Genomic DNA, 21915 nt, shown 5'->3' on the forward strand with positions numbered 1-21915 from the left:
GAGCCATGCGTCGTCTGTTCACCGGTCTCGCGGCCGGCTTCTTGTTACTCGGCACGGCGGCCTGCGGCTCGTCCGACGGCTCCGGCGCGTCGGACGCGGGCGCCGCGTCGGGCGGCACCACCACACTGAAGGTCGGCGTCATCCCCATCCTGGATGTCGCGCCCGTCTACCTGGGCCAGAAACAGGGCTTCTACGCCAAGCGCGGCCTCAAGCTGCAGCTGATCCCCGCCCAGGGCGGGGCGGCGATCGTGCCCGGCGTCGTCTCCGGCCAGTTCCAGTTCGGCTTCAGCAACACGACCTCCCTGCTGGTCGCCCAGTCCAAGAAGCTGCCCGTCAAGGCGGTGGCGAACGGCGTCGCCTCCACGGCCGAGGACGGCGCCGACTTCGCGGGCATCACCGTGAAGAAGGGCAGCCCCCTCACGTCCCCCAAGCAGTTGGCGGGCAAGAAGGTCGCGGTCAACACGCTCAACAACATCTGCGACACCTCCATCAGGGAGTCGGTCCGCAAGGACGGCGGCGACGCCTCGAAGGTCGAGTTCGTCGAGATGCCCTTCGACCAGATGCCGGCCGCGCTCGCCGGCGGACAGGTCGACGCCGCATGCACCCCCGAGCCCGCGCTCGCCACCGTCAAGGCCGCGGGCGGCAAATCCATCGCGTCCAACTTCTTCGACGTGTCGCCGGACCTGACCGTCGCGATGTACTTCACCTCGCAGCAATACGCCCAGAAGAACCCCGAGTTGGTGAAGAGGTTCCAGGAGGCGACCATCGAGTCCCTCAAGTACGCCGACAGCCACCCGGACGAGGTCCGCGAGATCCTCACCACGTACACGAAGATCCCCGACACCCTGCTGGGCCGGCTCACCCTGCCCCGCTGGCCCGCCGAACCGGACCGCGCCTCCATCGAGCGGCTCGCCCGACTTGCGCAACAGGACGGCCTGTTCAAGCAGAGTCCGGACCTGGACAAGCTGCTGCCGTGAGGGGCTCGGGTGCCGTCCTGGGTGCGGCCGGGCTCGCGGGCTTCCTCGCGCTGTGCGAGGCCGTCCCGCGCCTCGGCATCGTCGACGAGAACTACTTCCCGCCGGCCGCCCGCGTCGCCGACGCGCTCCTCACCGAGCTCGGCGACCCGGCGTTCTGGACCGCGCTCGGGGACACCCTCACCGGCTGGGCGCTGGGGCTGTCCATCGCGGTGACGGCCGGGATCCTCGCCGGGGTCGTGATCTCGGTCGTGCCCCTGCTGCGCGAACTCACCGCGTCCACCATCGAGTTCCTGCGCCCGATCCCCTCGGTCGCCCTGATCCCGCTCGCGGTGCTGCTGTACGGCACGCAACTGCGCTCGGTGCTCCTGCTGGTCGTCTACGCCTCCTTCTGGCAGGTGCTGATCCAGGTCCTGTACGGCGTGCGGGACGTCGACCCGGTCGCGGAGGAGACGGCGCGGTCGTACGGCCTCGGCACCTGGGCGCGGATCCGGTACGTGCTGTGGCCGACCGCGCTGCCGTACGTCATGACCGGTGTCCGCTTGGCCGCGGCCGTCGCGCTGATCCTCGCCATCACCGCCGAACTCGTCATCGGGGCACCGGGGTTGGGCGCGCGCATCGCCGTCGCGCAGACCTCGCAGGCGGTGCCCGAGATGTACGCGCTGATCGTGGTGACCGGGCTGCTCGGACTGCTGGTCAACATGGGCGCCCGGGCGGTGGAGCGGCGGGCGCTGGCCTGGCACCAGTCGGTGCGCGGGGAGGTGACGGTGTGAGCCGTGCCCTCGTGCGGCTGCTGTACGCCCTCGCCCTGCCGGCCGTGCTCGTGGCGGTCTGGTGGCTGGCGTCCGCGGACAGCACGAACCCGTACTGGCCGCCCCTGCGGACCGTCCTGGATGCCTTCCCGGACGTCTGGACGTCCGACCGACTGCGCGCGGACGTGGTGCCGAGCCTGCTGCGGCTGACGGGTGGCTACGTCACGGCGGCCGTGGTCGGGGTCGCGCTGGGCACGGTCATCGGCTCGTACCGGGGGGTGCGCGCGGTGTGCGAACCGGTCCTGGAGTTCCTGCGCGCGGTGCCGCCGCCCGTCCTGGTCCCGGTCATCATGCTGTTCGCGGGCATCGGCGACACCATGAAGGTCGTGGTGATCGCGAGCGGTTGTGTGTGGCCGGTCCTGCTCAACACGGTCGAGGGCGTACGGGCGGTGGACCCGGTGATGGCGGAGACGGCCCGCTCCTACGGGGTGACGGGCCTCGCACGGCTGCGGAAGGTGGTCCTGCCGTCGGCGGGCCCGCAGGTCTTCGCGGGGCTGCGGCAGGCGCTGTCGGTCGGGATCATCCTGATGGTCATCAGCGAGATGTTCGCCGCCGGCAACGGTCTCGGCTTCACCGTCGTGCAGTTCCAGCGGGGCTTCGCCGTCCCCGAGATGTGGACCGGGATCCTGGTGCTCGGCCTGCTGGGCTTCCTCCTCTCGGTCCTCTTCCAGCTGTTCGAGCGGCGGATGCTCGGCTGGTACCACGGTCTGCGCGCCGCCGGCCGGCGGCCCGGGGGGCGCTCGTGAAGGGGCGGGGCTGATGGGGGACGGGATGCTTGAGGTGCGCGGCCTGAAGAAGGTGTACGAGGGGTCCGGGCGGCGCGTGGAGGCGGTGCGCGACCTGACCTTCACCGTGGGCGCCGGTGAACTCGTCTGTCTCGTCGGCCCGTCGGGCTGTGGCAAGACGACCCTGTTGAAGTGCGTGGGCGGTCTGCTCCCGCCGACGGCGGGCGACGTGCTCCTCCAGGGGCGCAGGGTGACCGGTCCGCCGCCGGGAATGGCGTTCGTGTTCCAGGAGTACGGGCGCAGCCTGTTCCCCTGGATGCGGGTGGGCGAGAACGTCGAACTCCCGCTGAGGCAGAAGGGCTTGGGGCGGTCGCGACGGCGCGGACTGGTCGACGAGGCCCTGCGCTCCGTCGGCCTGGCGGACGCCGCCGGGGCCTATCCGTGGCAGCTCTCGGGCGGGATGCAGCAACGTGTCGCGATCGCACGGGCGTTGGCGTACGAGCCCGACGTGCTGCTGATGGACGAGCCGTTCGCGGCGGTGGACGCGCAGACCCGCGCCGATCTGGAGGACCTCGTCCGGGGGCTGTGGCGGGAGCGCGGGATCACGATCCTGTTCGTCACCCATGACATCGACGAGGCGGTCTACCTCGGTGAGCGGGTGGTCGTCCTGTCCGCCTCCCCGACCGTCGTGCAGGAGCAGCTGGAGGTCGATCTCCCCGTCGAACGCGATCAGTTGACCACGCGCGTGGCCCCGCGTTTCGCCGAGCTGCGGACCCGGGTGTACCAGCAGATCCAGGCGGCGAAGCGGACAGCCGGCACGGAGAAGACGGGTACGGGCGCCCCCGCCGACCAGGCGCCGTCGGCGACCTGAACGCCGACGGTGCCCGGTCAGGCCTCGGGGGCGGGAACCACGCTGAGGTGACCCGCGGTCCGGCGGACCCGGCGCGGTCGGCGCGGCGCGGGCGCGGGCCTGCGGGACTCGCGCAGGACCATGGTCAGCCGCGTGTAGTCCATCTCCCGCAGGGCTCTCGGGGTCTCGTCGACGATGCGGCAGTCGGTGGCGCCCCAGCGCGGGTCGGGGTGCAGCACGGGACGGACCGCGCCGTCCGGTTCCACGGCCCCCTCGCCGACCGCGCGGATCCAGTGCGGCAGGCCGTGCCGGTAGGCGGCCTCCATGATCGGGTCCTGGGCGATCTCCCGGCGGATCGCCTGGAGTCCGTGGTCGTGGCCGTGTCGCTCCACGGCGGCCGCGAAGTGCGCCAGCATCGGCAGGCACCAGCTCGGCTCGTGGTCGCCGAGGACCGTGGCCGCGTCCGGGTGGAACAGCACGAACCTCAGGAAGTTGTCGCCCGGCATGGCCGTCGGGTGCGGGCCCACCCCGCCGAAGAGTGACGCGAAAGCGGTGTTGGCCAGTACGACGTCCCAGCGGTGGTCGAGCACGACGGAAGGGAAGGGGACGGCTTCCACAAGCGCGGCGTAGTCCTGGAGATACGCCTGGGCTTCGAGCTTCTCGGGGACGGGCCGCGGTGCCGGCCGCTGCCCTCCTGCCTGATATGCCATCGGGAGGTCACCCCTCTTGCCTGATGCGGCCTTACGCGGCGCCCCGATCCTGATGCCGGGACGCGAGTCGTGTCAACTATCGTGGCATTCCACGCCCGTTGACGGCTGAAATTGGCCACAGTTGTGGCGAGACCTGGATGTGAGTTCGAACCACCCGCTAGTCTCCCGGCAGTTCACGGCGCACGTCCGTGCCCGTGAGGGGGCTGGGAGAGACGTAGGAGACCTGTCGGTGACGGATGGCTACGAGGTACCGGGCGCCACGGCGACGGTTTCGCTGTCCGCCGTCGTCGCCCGTGTCGCGGCACTCGCGGACCGGCTCGGCGTCCCGCACGCGGAGGTCTTCGACACCCGTCGGCTGTCCGTCGCCTGCGGTGTGCCCGAGTCCGTGGTCAAGGCGCTGCTGAGCGGCCGGCCCGAGGGCGAGCCGGACGTTCAGGCCCGCTTCCTGCAACGCCTCGACCTGCTGCGCCGCACCCGGCTCAAACCCAACGGGCGCAAGTACACCCAGCAGGAGATCGCCGACGGCGCGGGCATGTCCCGGCAGCAGGCCGGCGCCCTCCTCAACGGCGACCGCCGGCCCACCATGGAGCACTGCGACGCACTCCAGCGCTTCTTCCGCGTGCACGCCGGTTTCCTCACCGCCGAGGACCCCGAGGCGCTCGCGGGCGCCCTCCAGCGCACCGAGCAGGAGCTGCTGCAGAAACTCGCCGACCGGGAGCGGGCGGCGGCCGCGGCCGCCGCGGACCCCCTGGAGCGACTGCTGCAGGACCACGGCGTGCGCCAAATCGCCTGGCGGGCCGCGCAACTGCCCACCGACCAGCACCGCGACAAGGTCGCCGAGTGGCTGGACATGCTCCTGGAGAGCGTCAAGCGGCCCGAGTCGTGAGCCTGGGGAGGACTGTGGGCATGGGTAGGGAAATGCGGCGTCTGTGCGGCGAGCTGGTCTCGGAGCTGACCGTCCCGGCCCCGGCTCCGCCCGCCGACCTGTACGCCGCGCTGTGCGACGCGATGAGCCGGCGCCGCGGCCGCCCCGTCCACTTCCGTACGGCCGCCTTCCCGCCCGGCACCGCCAGCGGGCTGTGGGTCGACATGGCCGACCAGGACCTCGTCGTCGTCGAGGAACGCACCGCACCCGACCATCAGTTGGTGATCCTCGGCCACGAACTGTGGCACATGAAGGCCGGCCACTGCGGCCACCGCATCGAGGGCGCCAGGGTCGCGGCCCGCCTCCTTGAAGACGGCGCCGACCTCGGCCCCACCGTCCTCAAGGTCGCCGCCCGCACCCACTTCGACCTCGCCGACGAACAGGAGGCCGAGAGCTTCGGCCTGCTGCTCGCCAGCAAGTGCAGGGGGTGGCTGGCGGGGTCGTCGTTGCGGGGGCCGGTGCAGAGGGACGATCTGGCGGGGCGGATCGAGGCCTCGTTGGGGTACGTGGGGCTGTAGCCGGGGCTTGTTCGCCGGTGGGCCGCGCCTCTCGCCACAGCCGTGGGGGTGAGGCGCGTAACCCCCAGGTCGAGCGGGTGCTTCGGAGAGGTTCGACCTCCGCTGAGTGGGCGAACGGATGTGGAGCGGGACCCGATTGTCAGTGGTGGAAGGCAAGCTGGGGGTGCGCCGCCGTACGGGGGCGTACGCGCCCTCGGGCGCGTGGGAGACGACACGGGGAGAGGCGACCGATGCGCACTGCCGTACTGACCGACCGTGAGCGCACCGCCGTACAGGCCTACCTGCGACTGCTGCACACCGTGCGGGCCGCTTTCGACGACGCGTCCGCCCCGCCGGACTGCCCGCGACCACCCGTCGTCCCGCCCACGGTCCTCGCCGAGGCGGAGCGGGCTCTTCAGGACGCGGGCCTCACGGGCAACGAGGAGGCGTTCTTCCGGCTGTTGCAGGACTGGTGCCCGGAGGCGTGAAGCCAGACCTGCGTGCCCGTGCCGCACACACCGCGGCGCGGGCCCGCAGGGCGGACGGCGGGTGGTCCAAGAGCAGCAACACGAACAGAGGGGAAAGACCTCCATGTTTCAGCAACCAGACCTGGCGCTGACGCGGCCCTGTCCTGGGCACGGTGGTCCGGGCAGGCCGCTGGTTTCGTGGATCCCGGGCCGCCGACCCCGAGCGGCGGGGCAAGCGCCGCGTGATCCTTGAACACATTGAGGCGAATGGCGACTTCGGTGAGTCGTGGAAGCATGGGCTCGGCGACTCAAGCCGTCGACGACGACACCGGTGGGCGGTGGGTTACTGCTTTGTCGGCCGGCACCAGGGCCTGGCACACGCATCTTTGTGGACAGTCCGCCGGGGGACCGGCCGATGGTGGCGTGGTCTGCGAGTTCGCCGTCCGTGAGTAACTACAACAGCCAACACCGGGCCCGAGCCGCGCCCGGCGCTCTCAGCAATTTGCGCTGTAGCGGATGCACCCGGGGGCGGGGCGTGGTGGTGATCCCACTGGTGCCGCACGACCGTCAGCACCCCGCCGGCGAGGAGAGCCACCAGCAGGTGTGCGATCACGGTCCAGCGGGCACGGAAGATTCCGGCGAGAACTGCCAAGATGAGTACGGCGACCAGCAGCACCCGCACCCGACCGATGTGAGCGAGCTCGGCCGCGTCGATCCGGGCCTGGTCGCCCTGCGCTGCCCATACCTCCAAGCCGTGGCCGAACATCCAGTCCAGCACGAGCCACGCGGTCTCCAGCAGGAACAGCGGGATCGCGAGGGCAAGGTCCACGCCCCGGCGTGTTCGGTGCGACCAGGGGCGCCGGCGTTTCGGCGCTGGAAGGGTGTTCGTCACGGCTGAAGGGTGTCGAGCCTGGTGGTGATGCGCATGAGTACGCGTACTCAGCTCTGGACCCGGCGCCAGGGGACAGGAGACGACGTTGGCGTCCCGGTCTCTGCTGGAGGGCCCGGCACCTGTCGCCACCGGGTTTGCCGGCCTGCCTCGGAAGCAGAGCAGGGTCGGGCACGGGGTGGCCGGGCGGCCGCGTTGAGTTCGACCCGATGAGCCTCCTCCGACCGCCTGTTGCGAGTGCGTGGAGGACACGATGCGCATCTGCGCGACCGTGACGTGGGCCTGGCGCCGATGATCAGCCGCGGTTATCCGGCGCTGCCAGAGACCGCTCGGAACAGCTCACGGGCCCGTACGCAGAACTCTTCGACGTCCGCGGGATTCGGCTCGTCACCGTCCGCCAGCATCCGGGCTTGGAGCTGCTCTGAGCGCAGCCCGCCGTAGCGGGCCCTCACCTCGGCGGTCACGGGCTGGACCGCGATGTGCAGGTGCTTGCGCCCGTCGCGGCCGTGCGACCACAGACATACGTAGGTCTGCTCGGGTCGGCACAGCGTCTCCACGACACGAGCGGTATCGCGCAACAGAGGACCGAGTTCCGCCATCGCTGTGTCGTCAAGCTCAGCGACAGCCACTACATGCTCCCGTGGACCGATGATCAAGGTGCCGAGATTCATCGGACCGACGACGTGGTTCACCACCCATGCCCCGGTCTCGTGCAGGACGCCTCCAGGCAGCTCCCTGCGCCCAGCGAGAAGGTCGCACCCAAGACACCCCGTCACATCCACGCGCATCAGCTTAGACAGAGCCGCAGCCACGGTGTCGGTGAAGCATGCTCGACCTCCGGCGGGGGCGTGGGTGCCGTGCTTGGAATCGGAAAACGAGTATTACCCCCACCCATCAGCGGCGAATCAGGCATCTCGCGGGCTGTACGAGCATGCCGGAATGACCTTGCTGTGGAACCGCCTCCGGGACGACGTGGATGACCGGCCCACAGTCGTCCTTGCTCAACCCCGGGCCCGCGCCGCCCGCACCGCGCGTACGCGCAGCGCCAGGGCGCCCGGTACGAGTACGCCGAGCAGGCCCAACGTGGCGCAGAACAGGACGACTTGGGCCAGCGACTCCCCGGGCACGATGGAGCCGGAGTCCACACCGTACGGTGCCAGCCGTCGCGACAGCACCGACAGGAAGACGCCCAGCACAGCGCCCGCGGTGAGAACACCGCCGACCACGACCACCACCGACTCCCAGAAGAGGATGCGTAGCATCTGCGCCCCGGTGGCGCCGGTCAGCCGCAGTACGGCGAACTCTCCACGGCGTTGCCGGGTTGCCAGGAGCAGGGAGTTGAGGATGCCGACGGCCGAGAAGACGATCAGCGGCGCCATCAGCACGCGCGTTCCCACCTCGTTCCGACGCTGTTGTTCGCGAAGGGCGGCGACGTCGAGGCTGCCGTCCTCCACTTGCCCTGACTTTGGCGACGTGCCCGTGGACGACGTGGCCGGAGACGGTGCCGGAGAGGCTGTGGTGACGGACGTGTCCTTGGCGACCCGGCTCTTTGTGATCGCGTCCGACGCCGCGCCACTGCACAACAGCGCCGCGCTGAGCCCCACCGCGATGAGCAGGGGACCGGACATGGCCGCCACCCGCCGTACCGCGTGCACGCTGTTCACGGCTGCCAGGTGCCCGGAGTAACGGGAGAGGAGGAGCCCCGGCAGTGCACCCGGCACGACCAGCGGGCGTACCAGGAGCGGAGCCAGCAGCCAGGCCGACAGGAGCAAAAACAGACACAGCCCCATGGCGCCGTTGACGGCGTGGCTCGCACCGGCCTTGTGCTCGTAGCGCTGCCAGACGGCCCCGGCGAGGGCCAGGGTGAGCACGGCCGTGACCAGGCGGCCGACCGGCATGGCGCGGCGCTCGATCTCCGCCTCGCGCAGGCCGGCGAGCGCGGACGTGCGTGTGGGCCGGTACACCGCGGCGAGTGCGGCGAGTACGGTGACCGCCGCGGTGCTCAGCACGCCGACGGCGAAGCCCTGCGGGGAGAACCCCGCCTCGGGGCCGGGCGGGAAGACCTTGTTGGCGATGAGCCAGCGCAGGGCGGGGCCGGCGCAGGCGCTGCCGGCGACGGCCCCCGCGACACCGCCCGCCAGCGCGATCACCAAGGTCTCCGCGACGATCTCGGTCCGTATCTGGGCCGGCGTCGCCCCGATCGTGCGCAGTACGCCGATCTCGCGTCGACGCTGGTGGACGACGAGCGACAGGGTGTTGCCGACCAGCAGCAGGGCCGTCAGCCCGGAGGTGCTGCCGACCAGGCCCGTCAGGGACTCGGCGGTCTGCACCGGCCCGTGCCCGAGCCCGGCCCGCTTGACACGGTCCACGATCGTGGCGAGCGCCGTGAAGAACGCGGACGCCATGACCACAACGAGCAGCGAACCCGCGTACTGTCCCAGGCGCGACCGGCAGGAGTTGAGGACGAGAGAGAAACTCAGCCGTCGCCCAGCTGCTGTCGGTCAGTCAGGCCGCCGTGTCGAAACACATCGGGAACATCTTCGACAAGCTGGAGCTGCACTCCAGCGACGCGGACCACCGGCGAGTGCTCGCGGTCCTGGCCTACCTGCGGCGTTAGGGCCCGGCTGGGGTTCGTCGAACTGCGCCCGGTGCAACGACATATGTCGGTGCGCCACCACCAGTGCCGTCCGGCCGGCCATGGACCGGATCAGGTCCCGGATCAGGGTCCGCTGCGCCTGAGCCCCGAGGCCGTATGAGTGGTGGCTTCGTCCAGCACGAGACAGCGCCGGGTGCCGCCCGGAGGCACGGGCCGCCCTGCAGTACGCCTGTCACTCGTCGCCGACTTGGGAGATACGGTCGTCGCCGAGCCGGTGCTGGACATCCTGGAGCAGTACCCGCAGCAGTTCGGTGAGCTGGTGCTGCTGCTCGCCCGTCAGGCCGCCGATCAGCTCGGCCTCCCGGCCCAGAACCTGGTCGACAGTGGTCTCGATCAGGTCGTGCCCGGCCTGGGTCAGGGAGACCAGGACCGTGCGCGGCCGCCCTTCCCCGGGCCGGCGGGTGACGAGCCCGTCGCTTTCGGCGCGGGCGACGCGCTGCGAGATGGCGCCCGCGGTGACCAGTGACCGCCGGCCGAGTTCGCGTGTGCTCAGCGTGTACGGCTTGCCGCTCCGCCGCAGAACACTCAGCAGGTCGAGGGTCGCGGCATCGACCCCGGCCCGCGTGAGGACCCGACGCCGGTCGTCGCCGAGCAGCTTCGCCAGCCGCCAGATGGGCGTGACGATCCCGATCGACGCGACGGGCGTGCCGGGCCGCTCGCGCTCCCAGGCGGCCGCGATGTCCTGCACGGGGTAGGTGGACGCGCCGTCCGTCGGGTAGCTCATGCCCTTCGGCGTGAGGGGTTCACTTGCCATGCCGGCCCTCTCCAGTGTTACGTTTAGACCTAAATTTAGACCTGAATCTAGGAGTTCATCGTATGTCACGCACCATCCTGGTCACCGGCGGCGGCACGGGCATCGGCCGCGCCATCGCCCGTCACTTCGCCGACCAGAACGACACCGTCATCGTCACCGGCCGTCGCCCCGGCCCCCTTGACGAGCTCGCGGCTGAAACCGGCGTCCGTCCCCTGACCTGCGACCACACCGACCCGGAGGCCCTCCTGCGGCTCGTGGCCGAACTTCCCGAGCGGGTCGACGTACTGGTCAACAACGCGGGCGGCAACATCGTCTTCGACGCCGACGGCAAGACCGATCTCGCCGCCTACGCCCGCGACTTCCGCGCCAATCTCGACGCGAACCTCGTCAGCGCCGTCCTCACCACCAAGGCCCTCGACGACCGCCTCGCCCCGGGTGGCGCGGTGGTACACATCGGCTCCATCGCGGCCGACCAGGGAGCCGACTCGTACGGCGCGTCCAAGGCGGGCCTCGCCACCTGGAACTTGAGCCTTGCCGACCTCCTCGGACCCCGCGACATCACCGCCAACGTGGTTTCGCCGGGCTACATCACCGACACCGAGTTCTTCCGCGACCAGCTCTCCGACGAACGCCGCGCCACCCTGATAGCCGCTACCGCCACCGGCCGCCCCGGCACCCCGGCCGACATCGCCGGCGCGGTCGCCTTCCTCGCCTCTCCAGCCGCCCGCCACATCACGGGCCAGGTCCTGAACATCAACGGCGGCGCCCGCAAAACCCGATAGCCGTACCGCCGGTGGTGGCTTCGCGACGCCCCAACGCGCATGAAACCGGCACGTGGAACCGTGCCCGCATGCGCAAGGGACGTCCCCCTCCGGGGCACCGACATCGGCGGTGCCCCGGAACGTACCGGCGGGCGGCAACACTTTGGCCCTTGGCGGCCACCTGCCCCGGCACGGACTCACGCCGTATCCGGCAGGTCCATCAGCGCGAGCTTGGCCGGGTCGATCACGACCGTGATGTCGGTGATCCGGCCGTCGACGACGCTGAACGCGACGACCGAGAGCGGAGTGCCGTCCTCGCGCCAGGAGATGATCCCTGGGAGGCCGTTGACGAGCACCGCCCGCCCCTCTGCGGCTGCCCTGGCGGACAGTTGCGCGCCGGCTGCGACCTTGGAGGCGCCGAGGGTGACGACCGCGCCGGACGGGGTGTCGACGGTCAGTTTCACCTCGGGGTCCAGTACCCGCAGCAACTCCTCGAAGTCGCCGCGGCGAGCCGCCGCCAGGAAGGCCTGGACCACCTCTCGCCGCTCCCGTCCGACGCCGTTCGTCCGCTCGATCGCCTGCACCTTCCTGCGGGCGCGGCTGGCGAGCATCTTGGTGGCGGCGGTGGACTTGCCGAGGATCTGGCCGATCTCGTCGAACGGCACCGCGAACAGGTCGTGCAGCACGAACGCCAGCCGCTCGCTCGGCCGTAGCGACTCCAGGACGACGAGCAGCGCGAGCCCGACCGAGTCGGCGAGCACTGCGTCGTCCTGGGGATCAGGACCGTCGTCGAGCGTCACCACGAGCTCGGACAGGCGGTCGTCGTAGGACACCTCCGGGCGGGCCCGGCGCGATCGCAGGACATCGAGGCTGATCCGGCCGACCACCGTGGTCAGCCAGCCGGCGAGGTTGTGGATGGTCGCCGCGTCCTGGCGGGACAGGCGCAGCCAGGCCTCCTGGACCACGTCCTCGGCGTCGGCGTGCGATCCGAGCATGCGGTGGGCGACCGCGCGCAGCCGGTCACGCTGGGCCTCGAACACCTCGGCCATCGGGTCCGCCGGACTGTTGTCGGACATGTTGTTACCTTCCTCGGCGCTGCTCCGTCGTGGGTGATGACGGGCCCGAAGGGGCTCAGGTAACCGATGAAGGAGCAACACCGATGCAGGCACGTATGAACGGCCCGGCGAGCCCCGACGTGATCACAGCGATCCAGCACCTCTACAAGGCGATTCACGCCGGGGGCGTGGACAAGCACCTGCTGTCGCTGGTCCATCTGCGTACCAGTCAGATCAACGGCTGCAGCCCGTGCGTTTTCGCCTCGACCGAGTCGGCGCGGAAGGCCGGTGAGACGGACGAGCGGCTGCACAACGTGGTCGCGTGGCGCGAGACGCCCTTCTACACCGAGGAGGAGCGGGCGGCCCTCGCCCTGACCGAGGCCGCCACCCGGCTCCAGGACGGCGCACCGGGCGTGACCGACGAGATCTGGGACGCCGCCGCCGACCACTTCAGCGAGGAGCAGCTGAGCGCGATCATCCTGGAGATCGCGATGACCAACTTCTTCAACCGGATCAACCGCACGACCCGGGAGCAGGCCGGCAAGACCTGGTGAGCACCACCGCCGCGCCAAGCGGCCACCGACGGAGTACCGCCGGCCGACCGACCGCCACGGTGGTCACTGTCGGGCTCCACCCCGCGCTCACCCCCGTCCAGCGACAAGGCCGGGCCGCCCAGTCCGGCGGAGGCGCGCCGCAAGGGGGGGCCAGTTCCGGGGGCGGTGACCGCTGGTGCCGGTCAGGGCGAGCTCCGGGGGCGGGGCTCGGGCCGGCGCCGGGTGGCGTGGAGGGAGCCGAGCAGGCCCAGGGCCTGGGCGCTGGGGCTGCCCGGTTCGGCGTGGTAGACGACGAGTTGCTGGCCGGGCGCGTCGCGTACGTCGAAGGCCTGGTAGGTGAGGGTGAGGGGACCGACGTCCGGGTGGCGCAGATGTTTGGCGTCCTGCGTCTTGCCGCGCACGGTGTGGGCGTTCCAGAGCCGGGTGAACGTGGCGCTGTGCTCGGTGAGGGTGCGGACCAGCGCGCGCAGCCGCGGGGCGTTCGGGTCGAAGCCCGCCGCGTGGCGCAGGTTGGCGACGGTGGCCTGAGCCGCCCGGTCCCAGTCCGTGTAGAAGTGCCGGCCCGCGGGGTCGAGGAACGTCATGCGCGCCAGGTTGTCCGCCGGGTCGAACGGGGCGTAGAGGGCGTCGGCCAGGGCGTTGGTGGCGAGGATGTCCAGGGTCCGGTCGAGGACGAACGCGGGGGTGTTCGGGTAGCCGTCCATCAGTTGGCGCAGTGCGGGACTGACCCGCTCGGCGGTGTGCGCGGCGAGCTGGTCGCCCGGTGCGGCCCCGGCCAGTCGGTACAGGTGCGCGCGGGCGTCGTCGCCGAGCCGCAGCGCGCGGGTGAGGGCGTCGAGCACCTGGGGCGAGGGGTTGCGCTCGCGCCCCTGTTCCAGGCGGGCGTAGTAGTCGGTGTTCACTCCGCTCAGGACGGCGACCTCCTCGCGGCGCAGTCCGGCGACCTTGCGGGTCCCGTAGGTCGCCATGCCGACGTCCTCCGGCCCCAGGTCGGCGCGGCATGCGCGGAGGAAGTCGCCCAGGTGGTTGTCGGCCGTGCGTTCAGGCATGCGTACAGGGTAGGCGGGTGCCCCGGCGCTCTGCCTGGGTGTGCCGCACCCAGGCAGAGCGCACCCTGGGCGATGGCCGCCTGCCCGCCCATCCTCGGTGGGGCGCGACCAACGCGAAGGAAGCGCGCTGATCGAGAAGTACCGAGGAGAGGAGCCCGCCATGCCCGGGATCGCCGGAGACGACCGGCAGGCCGCCGAGTTCGCCGGGAAGGTCGCCGTCGTCACAGGGGGCGCGCGGGGCGTGGGCAGGGAGACGGTGGCGCTCCTGAACGCCCGCGGCGCCCATGTAGTCGCCGTCGACGTGCGCCCGGAGACCGAGACCCTGCCGGACGAGATTCCCGGCGTCCTGCCGGTGACCGGTGACGTGACGCGGGAGGAGACCGCCGCCCGGGCCGTGCAGCGGGCCGTCGACGCCTTCGGCGGGCTGGACATCCTGGTGAACAACGCCGGGCGTACCTTGAACAAGCCCGTCACCGACACCACCGCCGAGGACTGGGACGCGGTGATGGCGGTCAACGCCCGCGGCTCCTTCTTCTTCGCCCGCGAGGCCTTCCGGGCCATGAGGGCCCGCGGCGGCGGAGCCATCGTCAGCACCGGCTCCTACACGTGCACCGTCGCCCTGCCCGAGGGCGCCGCCTACAGCGCGTCCAAGGGCGCACTGGCGCAGCTGACCAAGGTGCTCGCCGTCGAGGGCGGGCCCCTGGGAATCCGCGCCAACCTCGTCGCCGCGGGCGTGATCGAGACCGACTTCCTCGACACGTTCCGCTCCGACAGCCGCGCGTACCTGGCGTCCTTCGCCGACGCACAGCCCCTGGGCCGGGTGGCACAGCCCGCGGAGATCGCCGAGGTCCTTTGCTTTCTCGCGTCACCGCGCTCCAGCTTCGTCACGGGAGCGGTGGTCGCCGCCGACGGCGGCTTCACCGCGCTCTGATCCGGTCGGGAGACCGAACACACCAGCACCAGACAGGGAATCGAGGGGATTACCACCATGGCGGGACGCCTGACAGGAAAGACAGCGCTGATCACGGGCGCGACGGGCGGCATCGGGCGGGCCACGGCGGAGCTGTTCGCCCGCGAAGGAGCACGTCTCATGGTCACCGATGCCTCCGCCGGCGCTGCGGCGGACCTCGCGGCACGGCTGGAGAGCGGTGGCGCCGAGGCAATGGGCATCGGCCTGGACGTGTCGTCGGCACAGCAGTGGAGCGAGGCCGTCGCCCAGGTCGAGCAGCGCTTCGGGGGGCTGGACGTGCTGGTGAACATCGCGGGCATCGTGGACTGGCCCGGCGTCGAGGACACCGATCCGCAGGCGTGGGACCGGGTGATCGCGGTCAACCAGACAGGCACCTGGCTGGGCATGAAGACGGCCATGCCGCTGCTGCGCGCCAGCGGCAACGGCTCGGTGGTCAACACCTCGTCCGTCCTGGGGCTGATCGGCAGCGGGGCCGCCGCCGCGTACCAGGCGTCCAAGGGAGCGGTACGCCTGCTGACCAAGACCGCCGCGGTGGAGTACGCGACTCGGGGGGTGCGCGTGAACTCCGTGCACCCGGGGGTCATCGCCACTCCCATGATCCAGGAGATCCTCGACGAGGAGGGGGACCAGCAGTCCGACATCCTACGGACCCCGATGCGGCGCGCCGGCCGCCCCGAGGAGATCGCCCCCACGATGCTGTTCCTGGCCTGCGACGAGTCCTCGTTCGTCACCGGGGCGGAGTTCGTCGTCGACGGCGGGCTCACCGCACACTGACCCACCGGCTCCCTCGCAGCGCTGGGCGCGAGAGCCCCCCGCGGGGTGCCGGCGGACGCGGTGACGAAGCGGATACGCGCTGCACGGCCCGCGGTGTACCTGTCCGAGGCCGGCGAGGGGGTGCTGCTCGCCCTGCGGTGCACGGGCGGTTCGCCCGCCGGGCTGCCGACGGCACCTTCGACAGGCTCCTGGCCGCGGCTCAGGGGCCTGCGGAGGTGGACTGGCCGGCGGCGCTGGACTCCACCGTCGTGCGGGCCCATCAGCACACCGCCGCCAAAGGAGGCTCGAGGAGCGCTCGGACGCTCCCGCGGGTGGGTTGACCGGCAAGACACAGCTGGCCTGCGACGGGCGGTGCCGGCCGCTCGCCTTCACTGTCACGGCCGGCACCCGTAACGACTGCACGCAGGCCGATGCTGTCATCGACGTGATCCGCGTCGCCCGGCCCGGGCCGGGACGGCCCCGAAGGCGGCCCGACCGGGTCGTGGCCGACAAGGGCTACTCAGCCCTCTCGTTCCGTGCCTCCCTGCGCAGACGTGGGATCAAGGCGACCATTCCCGAGCGTGTCGGCCAACTCGCGGGCCGGGCCGGGCCGGGCAGGGCAGAGCAGGGCACGGCGAACGCCGGTGCGGCTTCGACAAGGCCGCCGACCGGCGCCGCAACGTCGTCGAACGCTGCTTCCACCGCCTCAGGCAGTGGCGAGGCATCGCTACCCGCTCGATGCATGATCGGAGAAACAGTCCCTCGCTAGGGGACGTGGGGAACCGTCACCGCCGTGGCCACCAGGCCTCGTTGCACCGTCCAGCGGCCGTCGAAGTGGTCTAGGCGGTGGCCGTCGACCACGGGGCCGGGGACGAGGAGGTGGGCGCGAAAGCCGCCGCTGAGGTGTTCGCCGGGGTCGGCGTAGAGGTCGAGCTCGGCCTCGGTGAACTCCAGCCACAGGCCGGTGAGGGGGAACCACGCCTTGTAGACGGACTCCTTGGCGCTGAACAGGAGCCGGTCCCAGTGGATCTCGGGACGCTCCGTGGACAGGCGCTCCAGCCGCTCCGTCTCCGCGGGCAGGGACACGGCGGGCAGGACGCCCGTGGGCAGCTCCTGGTGGGGTTCCGCGTCGATGCCGAGGGAGGCGAGGTCGGTGGCGCGGGCCAGGGTGGCGGCGCCGTAGCCGTCGCAGTGGGTCATGCTGCCGACCAGTCCGTCCGGCCAGCGCGGCGCGCCCCGCTCCCCCGGCAGCACGGGCTGTGGCGGCACGCCGAGCTTCTCCATGGCGCGGCGGGCGCAGGCGCGGACGACGGCGAACTCGCGGCGCCGCTTGGCGACGGCCCGCACCACGAGCGCCGCCTCCTGCGGATGCAGCCCGCTCTCGGCCTCGTCGGCCCCCTCGTCGCCGTAGGTCTCCACGGCGACCACCGCCTGCGGCAGCAGCTCCTCGATCACTGGTCCGCGTCCTCCCTCGGCAGAATGCGCCGGAGTCGCCCCGGGGGCTGCGGGCGCCCCCGCCACTCGCGCGGGTAGCCCACCGACACCTCCTCGAAGCGGACGCCCTCGTGCCAGGTGGTCCGCGGGATGTGCAGATGGCCGTAGACCATGGTGGCGACGCGGAACCGGTGGTGCCAGTCGGCGGTCAGCCGGGTGCCGCACCACATGGCGAACTCGGGGTGCCACAGGACGTCGGTGGGGTGCCGGTCCAGCGGGTAGTGGTTGACGAGGACCGTGGGCAGGTCGTCCGGCAGTTCGGCGAGCCGGCGTTCGGTCTCGGCGACCCGCGCCAGGCACCAGGCCTCGCGCGTCGGGTAGGGGTCGGGGTGGAGCAGGTACTCGTCGTTGCAGACGATCCCGGTCCCGTGGGCGTACGCCAGCCCCTCCTCCTTCGTCGCGCAGCCGTCCGGCAGGAACGAGTAGTCGTACAGCAGGAACAGCGGGGCGACGGCGACCGGGCCGCCGGGGCCCTCCCAGACGGGGTACGGGTCCTCCGGCGTCAGCACGCCCAGGTCGCGGCAGAGGGCGACCAGGTGCTCGTAGCGGGCGACCCCGCGCAGCGTGACCGGGTCCTTCGGGTGGGTCCACAGCTCGTGGTTGCCGGGCGCCCACACGACCTGGCGGAAGCGGCTCGCCAGCGTCTTCAGCGCCCAGGAGATGTCGGCCACGTTCTCCGAGACGTCGCCGGCCACGAGGAGCCAGTCGTCGTCCGTCTCGGGGCGCATCGCCTCGACGAGGGCGCGGTTCTCGGGGTACCCGATGTGCAGGTCACTGATGGCCAGCAGCTGTCCGGCACCACCGGCCGTCGACGTCACCTCTCGCCCCCTCACGAGCACACGAATGGGTCCACGAGAACACATTCGAAGTCGGCGGGCAAGGGCGACCCGCCGTCGTGGATCCGCGGCGAGAGGCGGCGCCGGGCCGGCCTCGGATCGGCGCGGCTCGGACCGGCGGATCACCGGTGCCGCCGCGCGCCCGCGTTCATGATCGGGAAATCCGTAACACTCGCGTTGCACGAGAGGGCCTCGGGAAGCCGTATGATCGCCCCAAACACCACCGCATTCGCTTCCCTTCAACAGGGTCGGTTTGGTGTCCCTTCCTATACCCCTGGCCGGGCACGGCCTTGCTTCGCCGTGCCCGCACACCCCCGAAAGGCGGCCTGCATGCTCTCTCGCGTACGCGTCTGGCTCAACCGCACGTACGCGGAGAACGTGTTCTTCATGGATCAGCTGCGACGAAATCCCAGCGATCGGGCCGTCGAGATCCACGCCACGCACGGCGACGCCGACTCCCCGGTGCTGGCCGCCGCCGACACCGCCGAGCTGGAGCCGGAGGGCCTGTCCCCCGCCGCGTACGTCGAGTTCGCGCTCGACCAGTGCCAGCGCCGCGGCATCGACGTGTTCGTGCCCCGGCTGCACCAGGCGGCGATCGTCGCGCACCGCGCCGACTTCGCGGCGGTCGGCACGGCGCTGCTGGCGCCGCCGCCGGAGGCCGTGGCCGTCTTCCATGACAAGGTGATCGCCTACGAGGCGGTCAAGGCGATCGGCGGGCCGGTGCCGCCGTGGTACCGGGTCCGTACCGCTGACGAACTCCTCGCCGCCGTCGAGGAGTTGGAGGCCGGCGGCCACAAGGCGTGCTTCAAGCCGGCGTCCGGCGCCGGCGGGGTGGGCTTCCGCGTCATCACGCGCGCCCCGTTCTCGCTCGCGCAGCTCAACGGGTTCCCGACCCCGTACGTGCAGTTGGACATGGTCGTCGAGGCGCTGCGGCAGGCCGACGAGCCGGTGGACTGGCTCGTGATGCCGCGTCTGGAGCAGCCGGAGGTATCCGTCGACTGCCTCACCGGCCCCGACAACCGTGTCCGCCTCGCCATCGGCCGTACCAAGAACGGCCGCCGTCGCGGTTTCACGCTCCACGAGCAGTGGCTGGAGCCGGCGCGGCGGATCGCCGAGGGGTTCGGGCTGCACTACCTGTCCAACATCCAGTTCCGTATGTACGGCGAGCAGCCGGTGCTGATGGATGTCAACACGCGTCCCGCGGGTGGGCTGCACCAGCTGTCGCTGTGCGGGGTCAACGCGCCGTGGGCCGCTGTGCAGTTGGCGCTCGGGGAGGACCCGGGGCAGGTCGCGCCGCCGTTCCTGGGGCAGGACTACACGGTGGTGTCGGGTCCGCGGCCGTTGCGGGCGGTGTCGATCCCCCAGCAGCGGGAGGTCGAGGCGGGGCCGTTGCTGCCGGCGCTGCCGGCGCCGGTGACGTCCATCGAGGCCGCGCAGGCCCTGCCGCTCTAGCTTTCCGGCCCGCCCGTCACCTGATCCGGTATGGACCAATTACGCTCTCAGACCTTGACAGCGCGATTGGTCCATACCAACTTTGTTGGCGCACCACTTTGCACCTCCGTGCAGCTCCCGAACACCCCCATTCCTTCAGGGAGATCGCGTGCGCACCAACATCCTCGGTCGTTCCAGACGCAGAATCCTTTCCTTGATCGGTGCGGCCGGCCTGGCCGTTGCCGGGGCCGTCGCCCTTCCCGGTACCGCTCAGGCGGCCAATGTGCTCAGCAACCCCGGCTTCGAATCGGGGGGCCTGTCCCCCCTGGTCGTGTACCGGAAATCTCGGCTCGGTCGTGTCCTCGCCCGTGCACGGGGGCTCCAAGGCCCTTGCCGGGGCGGTGAGTTCGAGTGACATCGCCAAGTGCGGTCAGACCGTCTCCGTCCGGCCCGACACCACGTACACCCTGAGCGGCTGGGTGCGGGGCAGCTACGTCTACCTCGGCGTGGACGGCGGCGCCTCCACATGGACGTCGTCGCCGTCGGCGTACAGCAGGCTGAGCGTGTCCTTCACGACCGGTGCCTCGCAGACCAGCGCCACCGTGTACGTCCACGGGTGGTACGCGCAGGGCACCTACCACGCCGACGACATCAGCCTCGACGGTCCCGGTGGCGGGTCCGACGGTCAGGCGCCGACGGCGCCCACGAACCTGCGCTCCACCGGCAAGACCTCCTCCAGCGTGTCCCTGGCGTGGAACGCCTCGACGGACAACGTCAGGGTGAGCGCGTACGACATCTTCAGCGGCTCCCAGCAGGTGCTCAGCGTCTCCGGCACCTCCGCCACGGTCAGCGGGCTCACGCCGAGCACGGGTCACACCTTCACGGTGAAGGCGCGGGACGCGGCCGGGAACAGGTCCGGGGCCTCCAACTCCGTGACCGTCACGACGGATGCGGGCAGCGGCGGCGGTACCGGGTTCAAGCAGGCCGCTCCCTACCTCTATCTCGGCTGGGGCGATCCGCCGAGCGCGACCTCGGTGATGAGCGCGACCGGGATCAAGTGGTACACGATGGCGTTCGTCCTCTCCTCCGGCGGCTGCACCCCGGCCTGGGACGGCAGCAGGCCGCTGACCGGCGGCAACGACCAGAGCGTCATCAACTCCATCCGTTCCGCGGGCGGTGACATCGTGCCGTCCGTCGGCGGCTGGAGCGGCAACAAGCTCGGGCCGAACTGCTCGACCGCACAGGCGCTGGCGGGTGCGTACCAGAAGGTGATCGACGCCTACGGGCTGAAGGCGATCGACGTCGACATCGAGAACACCGACGAGTTCGAGAACGCGACCGTCCAGGACCGGATCCTGAACGCCCTGAAGATCGTCAAGGCGAACAACCCGGGCCTGCGCACGATCCTGACCTTCGGCACCTCGACGACCGGGCCGACGTACTGGGGCAACCGGCTCATCGAGCAGGCCAAGGCGCTGAACGCTGACATCGACGTCTTCACGATCATGCCGTTCGACTTCGGCGGCGGCGCGGACATGTACGGCAACACCGTGAACGCGACGGAGGGCCTGAAGGCCAAGCTGAAGTCGACGTTCGGCTGGGGCGACACCACCGCCTACGCCCACATCGGCATCTCGGGCATGAACGGTCTCTCCGACCAGCAGGAACTCACCTCGACGGCGATCTGGACCCGGATCCGCGACTGGGCGAACAGTCACCACATCGCGCGGCTCGCCTTCTGGTCGGTCAACCGTGACCGGCCGTGCCCGGGCGGGGGCGTGACGAGCAACTGCTCCGGCATCAGCCAGAACACCTGGCAGTTCACGTCCGTCACGGCCGGCTTCACCGGCTGAACGCGCGAGGATCCCCGGCACCGTCGCGGTGCCGGGGATCCCGGTTGTCAGCCCCGCGCCGCGAGCGCCTCGCGCCACACCGGGCTGTCGACGTAGTGGTTGTCGAACCGCTCCGAGGAGTCCTTGATCTCCTGCGGGTCGGCCTCGCCGCGCATCACCCGGCCGAGGAGGCGCAGGTAGTCGAAGCGGTCCGCGCCCGGGGTGAAGACGAACAGCACGTCGGCCGTCGCGCCGGGCGCGGCGGCGAAGGCGTGCGGGGTGTGCGGCGGCACGAGCAGGAAGTCGCCCGCCTCCAGGACGGTGATCTCCTCGCCCACCAGGACCTGCAGCGATCCGTCGATCACGAAGAACAGTTCGGACGCCTTGGTGTGCAGGTGGGCCGGTGCGCCGACCGCGCCCTCGGCGAACGTCGACCGGTAACTGGTCAGTCGGCCGCCGGTGTTGCCGGAGTCCGCGAGGAGCGTCATCACGCTGCTGGGGTCACGTGTCGTCTCGGCCTCTGCGGCACGGGTGAGGACCGGCTCGAGGTTCGTGGTCTGCGTCGTCTGCGTCGTCATGTCTACGACTCTAGGCAGCCGGGTGACCGTCGACAGGGGCCATTCCATGAGCAGAATCATGGGTCAATTCATGGGTCGCGAGATTTCTTTTCGCGAGGGGTGTATCAGAGGGCGGGCAGCGCGCTCATAAGAGTGAAAGACAACGGGGCCCGCAGGGGACGGGGAACCCCTGGGGGGACGGGGGAACAGGGGGACGGGGGAACAAGGGGGACGGGGGAACAGGGGGACGGGGGCTCGGGTCGGGGGGGGGGGGGGGGGGGGGGGGGGGGGGGCGCCGCGCCGCGGGGGGGGGGGGGGGGGGGGGGGTGTGGGGGGGGGGGGGGGGGGTGTTGGTGGAGGGGGT

At 71.2% G+C, this 21915-nt stretch carries 22 protein-coding genes and 3 pseudogenes; 15 read left to right on the forward strand and 10 right to left on the reverse strand.

The features are described 5' to 3' along the window. Positions 1–5 precede the first annotated feature (5 nt). The 4 genes from ACFYWX_RS27220 to ACFYWX_RS27235 are packed head-to-tail and all read left to right on the forward strand — an operon-like array spanning position 6 to position 3382. On the forward strand, positions 6–977 hold the full coding sequence (locus ACFYWX_RS27220; RefSeq protein WP_389426728.1) for an ABC transporter substrate-binding protein: 972 nt from the start codon (positions 6–8) through the stop codon (positions 975–977). Next, a complete protein-coding gene (locus tag ACFYWX_RS27225) occupies positions 974–1747 on the forward strand; it encodes an ABC transporter permease (RefSeq protein ID WP_389426729.1) in 774 nt (257 codons plus the stop codon). The genes ACFYWX_RS27220 and ACFYWX_RS27225 overlap by 4 nt, the downstream gene beginning before the upstream one ends. Beyond that, positions 1744–2532, forward strand: a complete 789-nt coding sequence (locus tag ACFYWX_RS27230) for an ABC transporter permease (RefSeq protein ID WP_389426730.1) — start codon at positions 1744–1746, stop codon at positions 2530–2532. The genes ACFYWX_RS27225 and ACFYWX_RS27230 overlap by 4 nt, the downstream gene beginning before the upstream one ends. A gap of 13 nt (positions 2533–2545) precedes the next feature. Continuing rightward, complete coding sequence (locus tag ACFYWX_RS27235; RefSeq protein WP_389426731.1) at positions 2546–3382, forward strand: ABC transporter ATP-binding protein; 837 nt, start codon at positions 2546–2548, stop codon at positions 3380–3382. Between the two features lie 17 nt (positions 3383–3399). Here ACFYWX_RS27235 and ACFYWX_RS27240 read toward each other — a convergent pair whose 3' ends face one another. After that, positions 3400–4071, reverse strand: coding sequence for a hypothetical protein (locus tag ACFYWX_RS27240; protein ID WP_389426732.1), 672 nt, complete (start codon positions 4069–4071; stop codon positions 3400–3402). A 229-nt stretch (positions 4072–4300) separates the two neighbouring features. Here ACFYWX_RS27240 and ACFYWX_RS27245 point away from each other — a divergent pair, with 229 nt between their 5' ends. From ACFYWX_RS27245 to ACFYWX_RS27255, 3 genes are all read left to right on the forward strand, one after another. Continuing rightward, positions 4301–4957 (forward strand): helix-turn-helix domain-containing protein, encoded by a 657-nt coding sequence (locus tag ACFYWX_RS27245; protein WP_389426733.1) that lies wholly within the window; start codon positions 4301–4303, stop codon positions 4955–4957. 32 nt (positions 4958–4989) lie between these two features. Next, entirely contained in the window at positions 4990–5514 is a 525-nt protein-coding gene (locus tag ACFYWX_RS27250) for a toxin-antitoxin system, toxin component (RefSeq protein ID WP_389426758.1), read from the forward strand. Positions 5515–5744: 230 nt separating this feature from the next. After that, positions 5745–5981 carry a hypothetical protein gene (locus ACFYWX_RS27255; protein WP_389426734.1) on the forward strand — a complete coding sequence of 79 codons (237 nt, stop codon included), beginning with the start codon at positions 5745–5747 and terminating at the stop codon, positions 5979–5981. 322 nt (positions 5982–6303) lie between these two features. On the opposite strand, the gene ACFYWX_RS27260 is transcribed toward ACFYWX_RS27255, so the two are convergent. The 3 genes from ACFYWX_RS27260 to ACFYWX_RS27270 form a co-directional block, all read right to left on the reverse strand. Next, on the reverse strand, positions 6304–6789 hold the full coding sequence (locus ACFYWX_RS27260; RefSeq protein WP_389426735.1) for a DUF6234 family protein: 486 nt from the start codon (positions 6787–6789) through the stop codon (positions 6304–6306). 365 nt (positions 6790–7154) lie between these two features. Beyond that, positions 7155–7427 (reverse strand): hypothetical protein, encoded by a 273-nt coding sequence (locus tag ACFYWX_RS27265; protein WP_389426736.1) that lies wholly within the window; start codon positions 7425–7427, stop codon positions 7155–7157. Positions 7428–7850: 423 nt separating this feature from the next. Next, complete coding sequence (locus tag ACFYWX_RS27270; RefSeq protein WP_389426737.1) at positions 7851–9254, reverse strand: FtsX-like permease family protein; 1404 nt, start codon at positions 9252–9254, stop codon at positions 7851–7853. Positions 9255–9322: 68 nt separating this feature from the next. On the opposite strand from ACFYWX_RS27270, the pseudogene ACFYWX_RS27275 reads away from it, so the two are divergent. Then, positions 9323–9466 (forward strand): annotated as a pseudogene (locus tag ACFYWX_RS27275) (LuxR C-terminal-related transcriptional regulator); the annotation flags it as partial. Between the two features lie 211 nt (positions 9467–9677). Here the strand turns inward: ACFYWX_RS27275 and ACFYWX_RS27280 are convergent. Beyond that, positions 9678–10229: a MarR family winged helix-turn-helix transcriptional regulator gene (locus ACFYWX_RS27280; protein ID WP_389426759.1), complete on the reverse strand. Its 552-nt coding sequence runs from the start codon at positions 10227–10229 to the stop codon at positions 9678–9680. Between the two features lie 92 nt (positions 10230–10321). Between ACFYWX_RS27280 and ACFYWX_RS27285 the strand changes: the two genes are divergently transcribed. After that, entirely contained in the window at positions 10322–11041 is a 720-nt protein-coding gene (locus ACFYWX_RS27285; RefSeq protein WP_389426738.1) for an SDR family NAD(P)-dependent oxidoreductase, read from the forward strand. Positions 11042–11217: 176 nt separating this feature from the next. On the opposite strand, the gene ACFYWX_RS27290 is transcribed toward ACFYWX_RS27285, so the two are convergent. After that, positions 11218–12096, reverse strand: a complete 879-nt coding sequence (locus ACFYWX_RS27290) for a sigma-70 family RNA polymerase sigma factor (RefSeq protein WP_389426739.1) — start codon at positions 12094–12096, stop codon at positions 11218–11220. Positions 12097–12179: 83 nt separating this feature from the next. On the opposite strand from ACFYWX_RS27290, the gene ACFYWX_RS27295 reads away from it, so the two are divergent. Beyond that, on the forward strand, positions 12180–12629 hold the full coding sequence (locus tag ACFYWX_RS27295; protein WP_389426740.1) for a carboxymuconolactone decarboxylase family protein: 450 nt from the start codon (positions 12180–12182) through the stop codon (positions 12627–12629). A gap of 182 nt (positions 12630–12811) precedes the next feature. Here the strand turns inward: ACFYWX_RS27295 and ACFYWX_RS27300 are convergent, their stop codons facing one another. Further along, positions 12812–13678 (reverse strand): helix-turn-helix transcriptional regulator, encoded by an 867-nt coding sequence (locus ACFYWX_RS27300; RefSeq protein ID WP_389426741.1) that lies wholly within the window; start codon positions 13676–13678, stop codon positions 12812–12814. Positions 13679–13838: 160 nt separating this feature from the next. On the opposite strand from ACFYWX_RS27300, the gene ACFYWX_RS27305 reads away from it, so the two are divergent. The 3 genes and pseudogenes from ACFYWX_RS27305 to ACFYWX_RS27315 form a co-directional block, all read left to right on the forward strand. After that, the gene (locus tag ACFYWX_RS27305) at positions 13839–14609 is read left to right on the forward strand and encodes an SDR family NAD(P)-dependent oxidoreductase (RefSeq protein WP_389426742.1); all 771 of its coding nucleotides are present in this window, start codon (positions 13839–13841) and stop codon (positions 14607–14609) included. A gap of 57 nt (positions 14610–14666) precedes the next feature. Continuing rightward, complete coding sequence (locus tag ACFYWX_RS27310) at positions 14667–15422, forward strand: SDR family NAD(P)-dependent oxidoreductase (protein WP_389426743.1); 756 nt, start codon at positions 14667–14669, stop codon at positions 15420–15422. Between the two features lie 137 nt (positions 15423–15559). Then, positions 15560–16244 (forward strand): annotated as a pseudogene (locus ACFYWX_RS27315) (IS5 family transposase); the annotation flags it as partial. Here the strand turns inward: ACFYWX_RS27315 and ACFYWX_RS27320 are convergent. Then, positions 16167–16856 (reverse strand): 4'-phosphopantetheinyl transferase, encoded by a 690-nt coding sequence (locus ACFYWX_RS27320; protein ID WP_389426744.1) that lies wholly within the window; start codon positions 16854–16856, stop codon positions 16167–16169. The pseudogene ACFYWX_RS27315 and the gene ACFYWX_RS27320 overlap by 78 nt on opposite strands. Continuing rightward, positions 16853–17713, reverse strand: coding sequence for a metallophosphoesterase family protein (locus ACFYWX_RS27325; protein ID WP_389426745.1), 861 nt, complete (start codon positions 17711–17713; stop codon positions 16853–16855). Before ACFYWX_RS27325 ends, ACFYWX_RS27320 begins: the two co-directional genes overlap by 4 nt. A gap of 348 nt (positions 17714–18061) precedes the next feature. Here ACFYWX_RS27325 and ACFYWX_RS27330 point away from each other — a divergent pair, with 348 nt between their 5' ends. Together ACFYWX_RS27330 and ACFYWX_RS27335 are read left to right on the forward strand one after the other, a co-directional pair. Then, a complete protein-coding gene (locus tag ACFYWX_RS27330) occupies positions 18062–19183 on the forward strand; it encodes an ATP-grasp domain-containing protein (RefSeq protein ID WP_389426746.1) in 1122 nt (373 codons plus the stop codon). 148 nt (positions 19184–19331) lie between these two features. Further along, positions 19332–21015, forward strand: a pseudogene (locus ACFYWX_RS27335) (carbohydrate binding domain-containing protein). Between the two features lie 47 nt (positions 21016–21062). Here ACFYWX_RS27335 and ACFYWX_RS27340 read toward each other — a convergent pair. Then, positions 21063–21572, reverse strand: coding sequence for a cupin domain-containing protein (locus ACFYWX_RS27340; protein ID WP_389426747.1), 510 nt, complete (start codon positions 21570–21572; stop codon positions 21063–21065). Positions 21573–21915: the final 343 nt, after the last annotated feature.

The organism is Streptomyces sp. NPDC002888 (assembly GCF_042888465.1).
GTDB lineage: Bacteria > Actinomycetota > Actinomycetes > Streptomycetales > Streptomycetaceae > Streptomyces.

Coding starts and splice junctions, on each gene's coding strand:
- ACFYWX_RS27220 (WP_389426728.1), top strand. CDS start 6: ATGCGTCGTCTGTTCACCGGTCTCGCGGCCGGCTTCTTGTTACTCGGC.
- ACFYWX_RS27235 (WP_389426731.1), top strand. CDS start 2,546: ATGGGGGACGGGATGCTTGAGGTGCGCGGCCTGAAGAAGGTGTACGAG.
- ACFYWX_RS27240 (WP_389426732.1), bottom strand. CDS start 4,071: ATGGCATATCAGGCAGGAGGGCAGCGGCCGGCACCGCGGCCCGTCCCC.
- ACFYWX_RS27250 (WP_389426758.1), top strand. CDS start 4,990: ATGCGGCGTCTGTGCGGCGAGCTGGTCTCGGAGCTGACCGTCCCGGCC.
- ACFYWX_RS27255 (WP_389426734.1), top strand. CDS start 5,745: ATGCGCACTGCCGTACTGACCGACCGTGAGCGCACCGCCGTACAGGCC.
- ACFYWX_RS27270 (WP_389426737.1), bottom strand. CDS start 9,254: ATGGCGTCCGCGTTCTTCACGGCGCTCGCCACGATCGTGGACCGTGTC.
- ACFYWX_RS27280 (WP_389426759.1), bottom strand. CDS start 10,229: ATGAGCTACCCGACGGACGGCGCGTCCACCTACCCCGTGCAGGACATC.
- ACFYWX_RS27285 (WP_389426738.1), top strand. CDS start 10,322: ATGTCACGCACCATCCTGGTCACCGGCGGCGGCACGGGCATCGGCCGC.
- ACFYWX_RS27290 (WP_389426739.1), bottom strand. CDS start 12,096: ATGTCCGACAACAGTCCGGCGGACCCGATGGCCGAGGTGTTCGAGGCC.
- ACFYWX_RS27295 (WP_389426740.1), top strand. CDS start 12,180: ATGCAGGCACGTATGAACGGCCCGGCGAGCCCCGACGTGATCACAGCG.
- ACFYWX_RS27300 (WP_389426741.1), bottom strand. CDS start 13,678: ATGCCTGAACGCACGGCCGACAACCACCTGGGCGACTTCCTCCGCGCA.
- ACFYWX_RS27305 (WP_389426742.1), top strand. CDS start 13,839: ATGCCCGGGATCGCCGGAGACGACCGGCAGGCCGCCGAGTTCGCCGGG.
- ACFYWX_RS27310 (WP_389426743.1), top strand. CDS start 14,667: ATGGCGGGACGCCTGACAGGAAAGACAGCGCTGATCACGGGCGCGACG.
- ACFYWX_RS27330 (WP_389426746.1), top strand. CDS start 18,062: ATGCTCTCTCGCGTACGCGTCTGGCTCAACCGCACGTACGCGGAGAAC.
- ACFYWX_RS27340 (WP_389426747.1), bottom strand. CDS start 21,572: ATGACGACGCAGACGACGCAGACCACGAACCTCGAGCCGGTCCTCACC.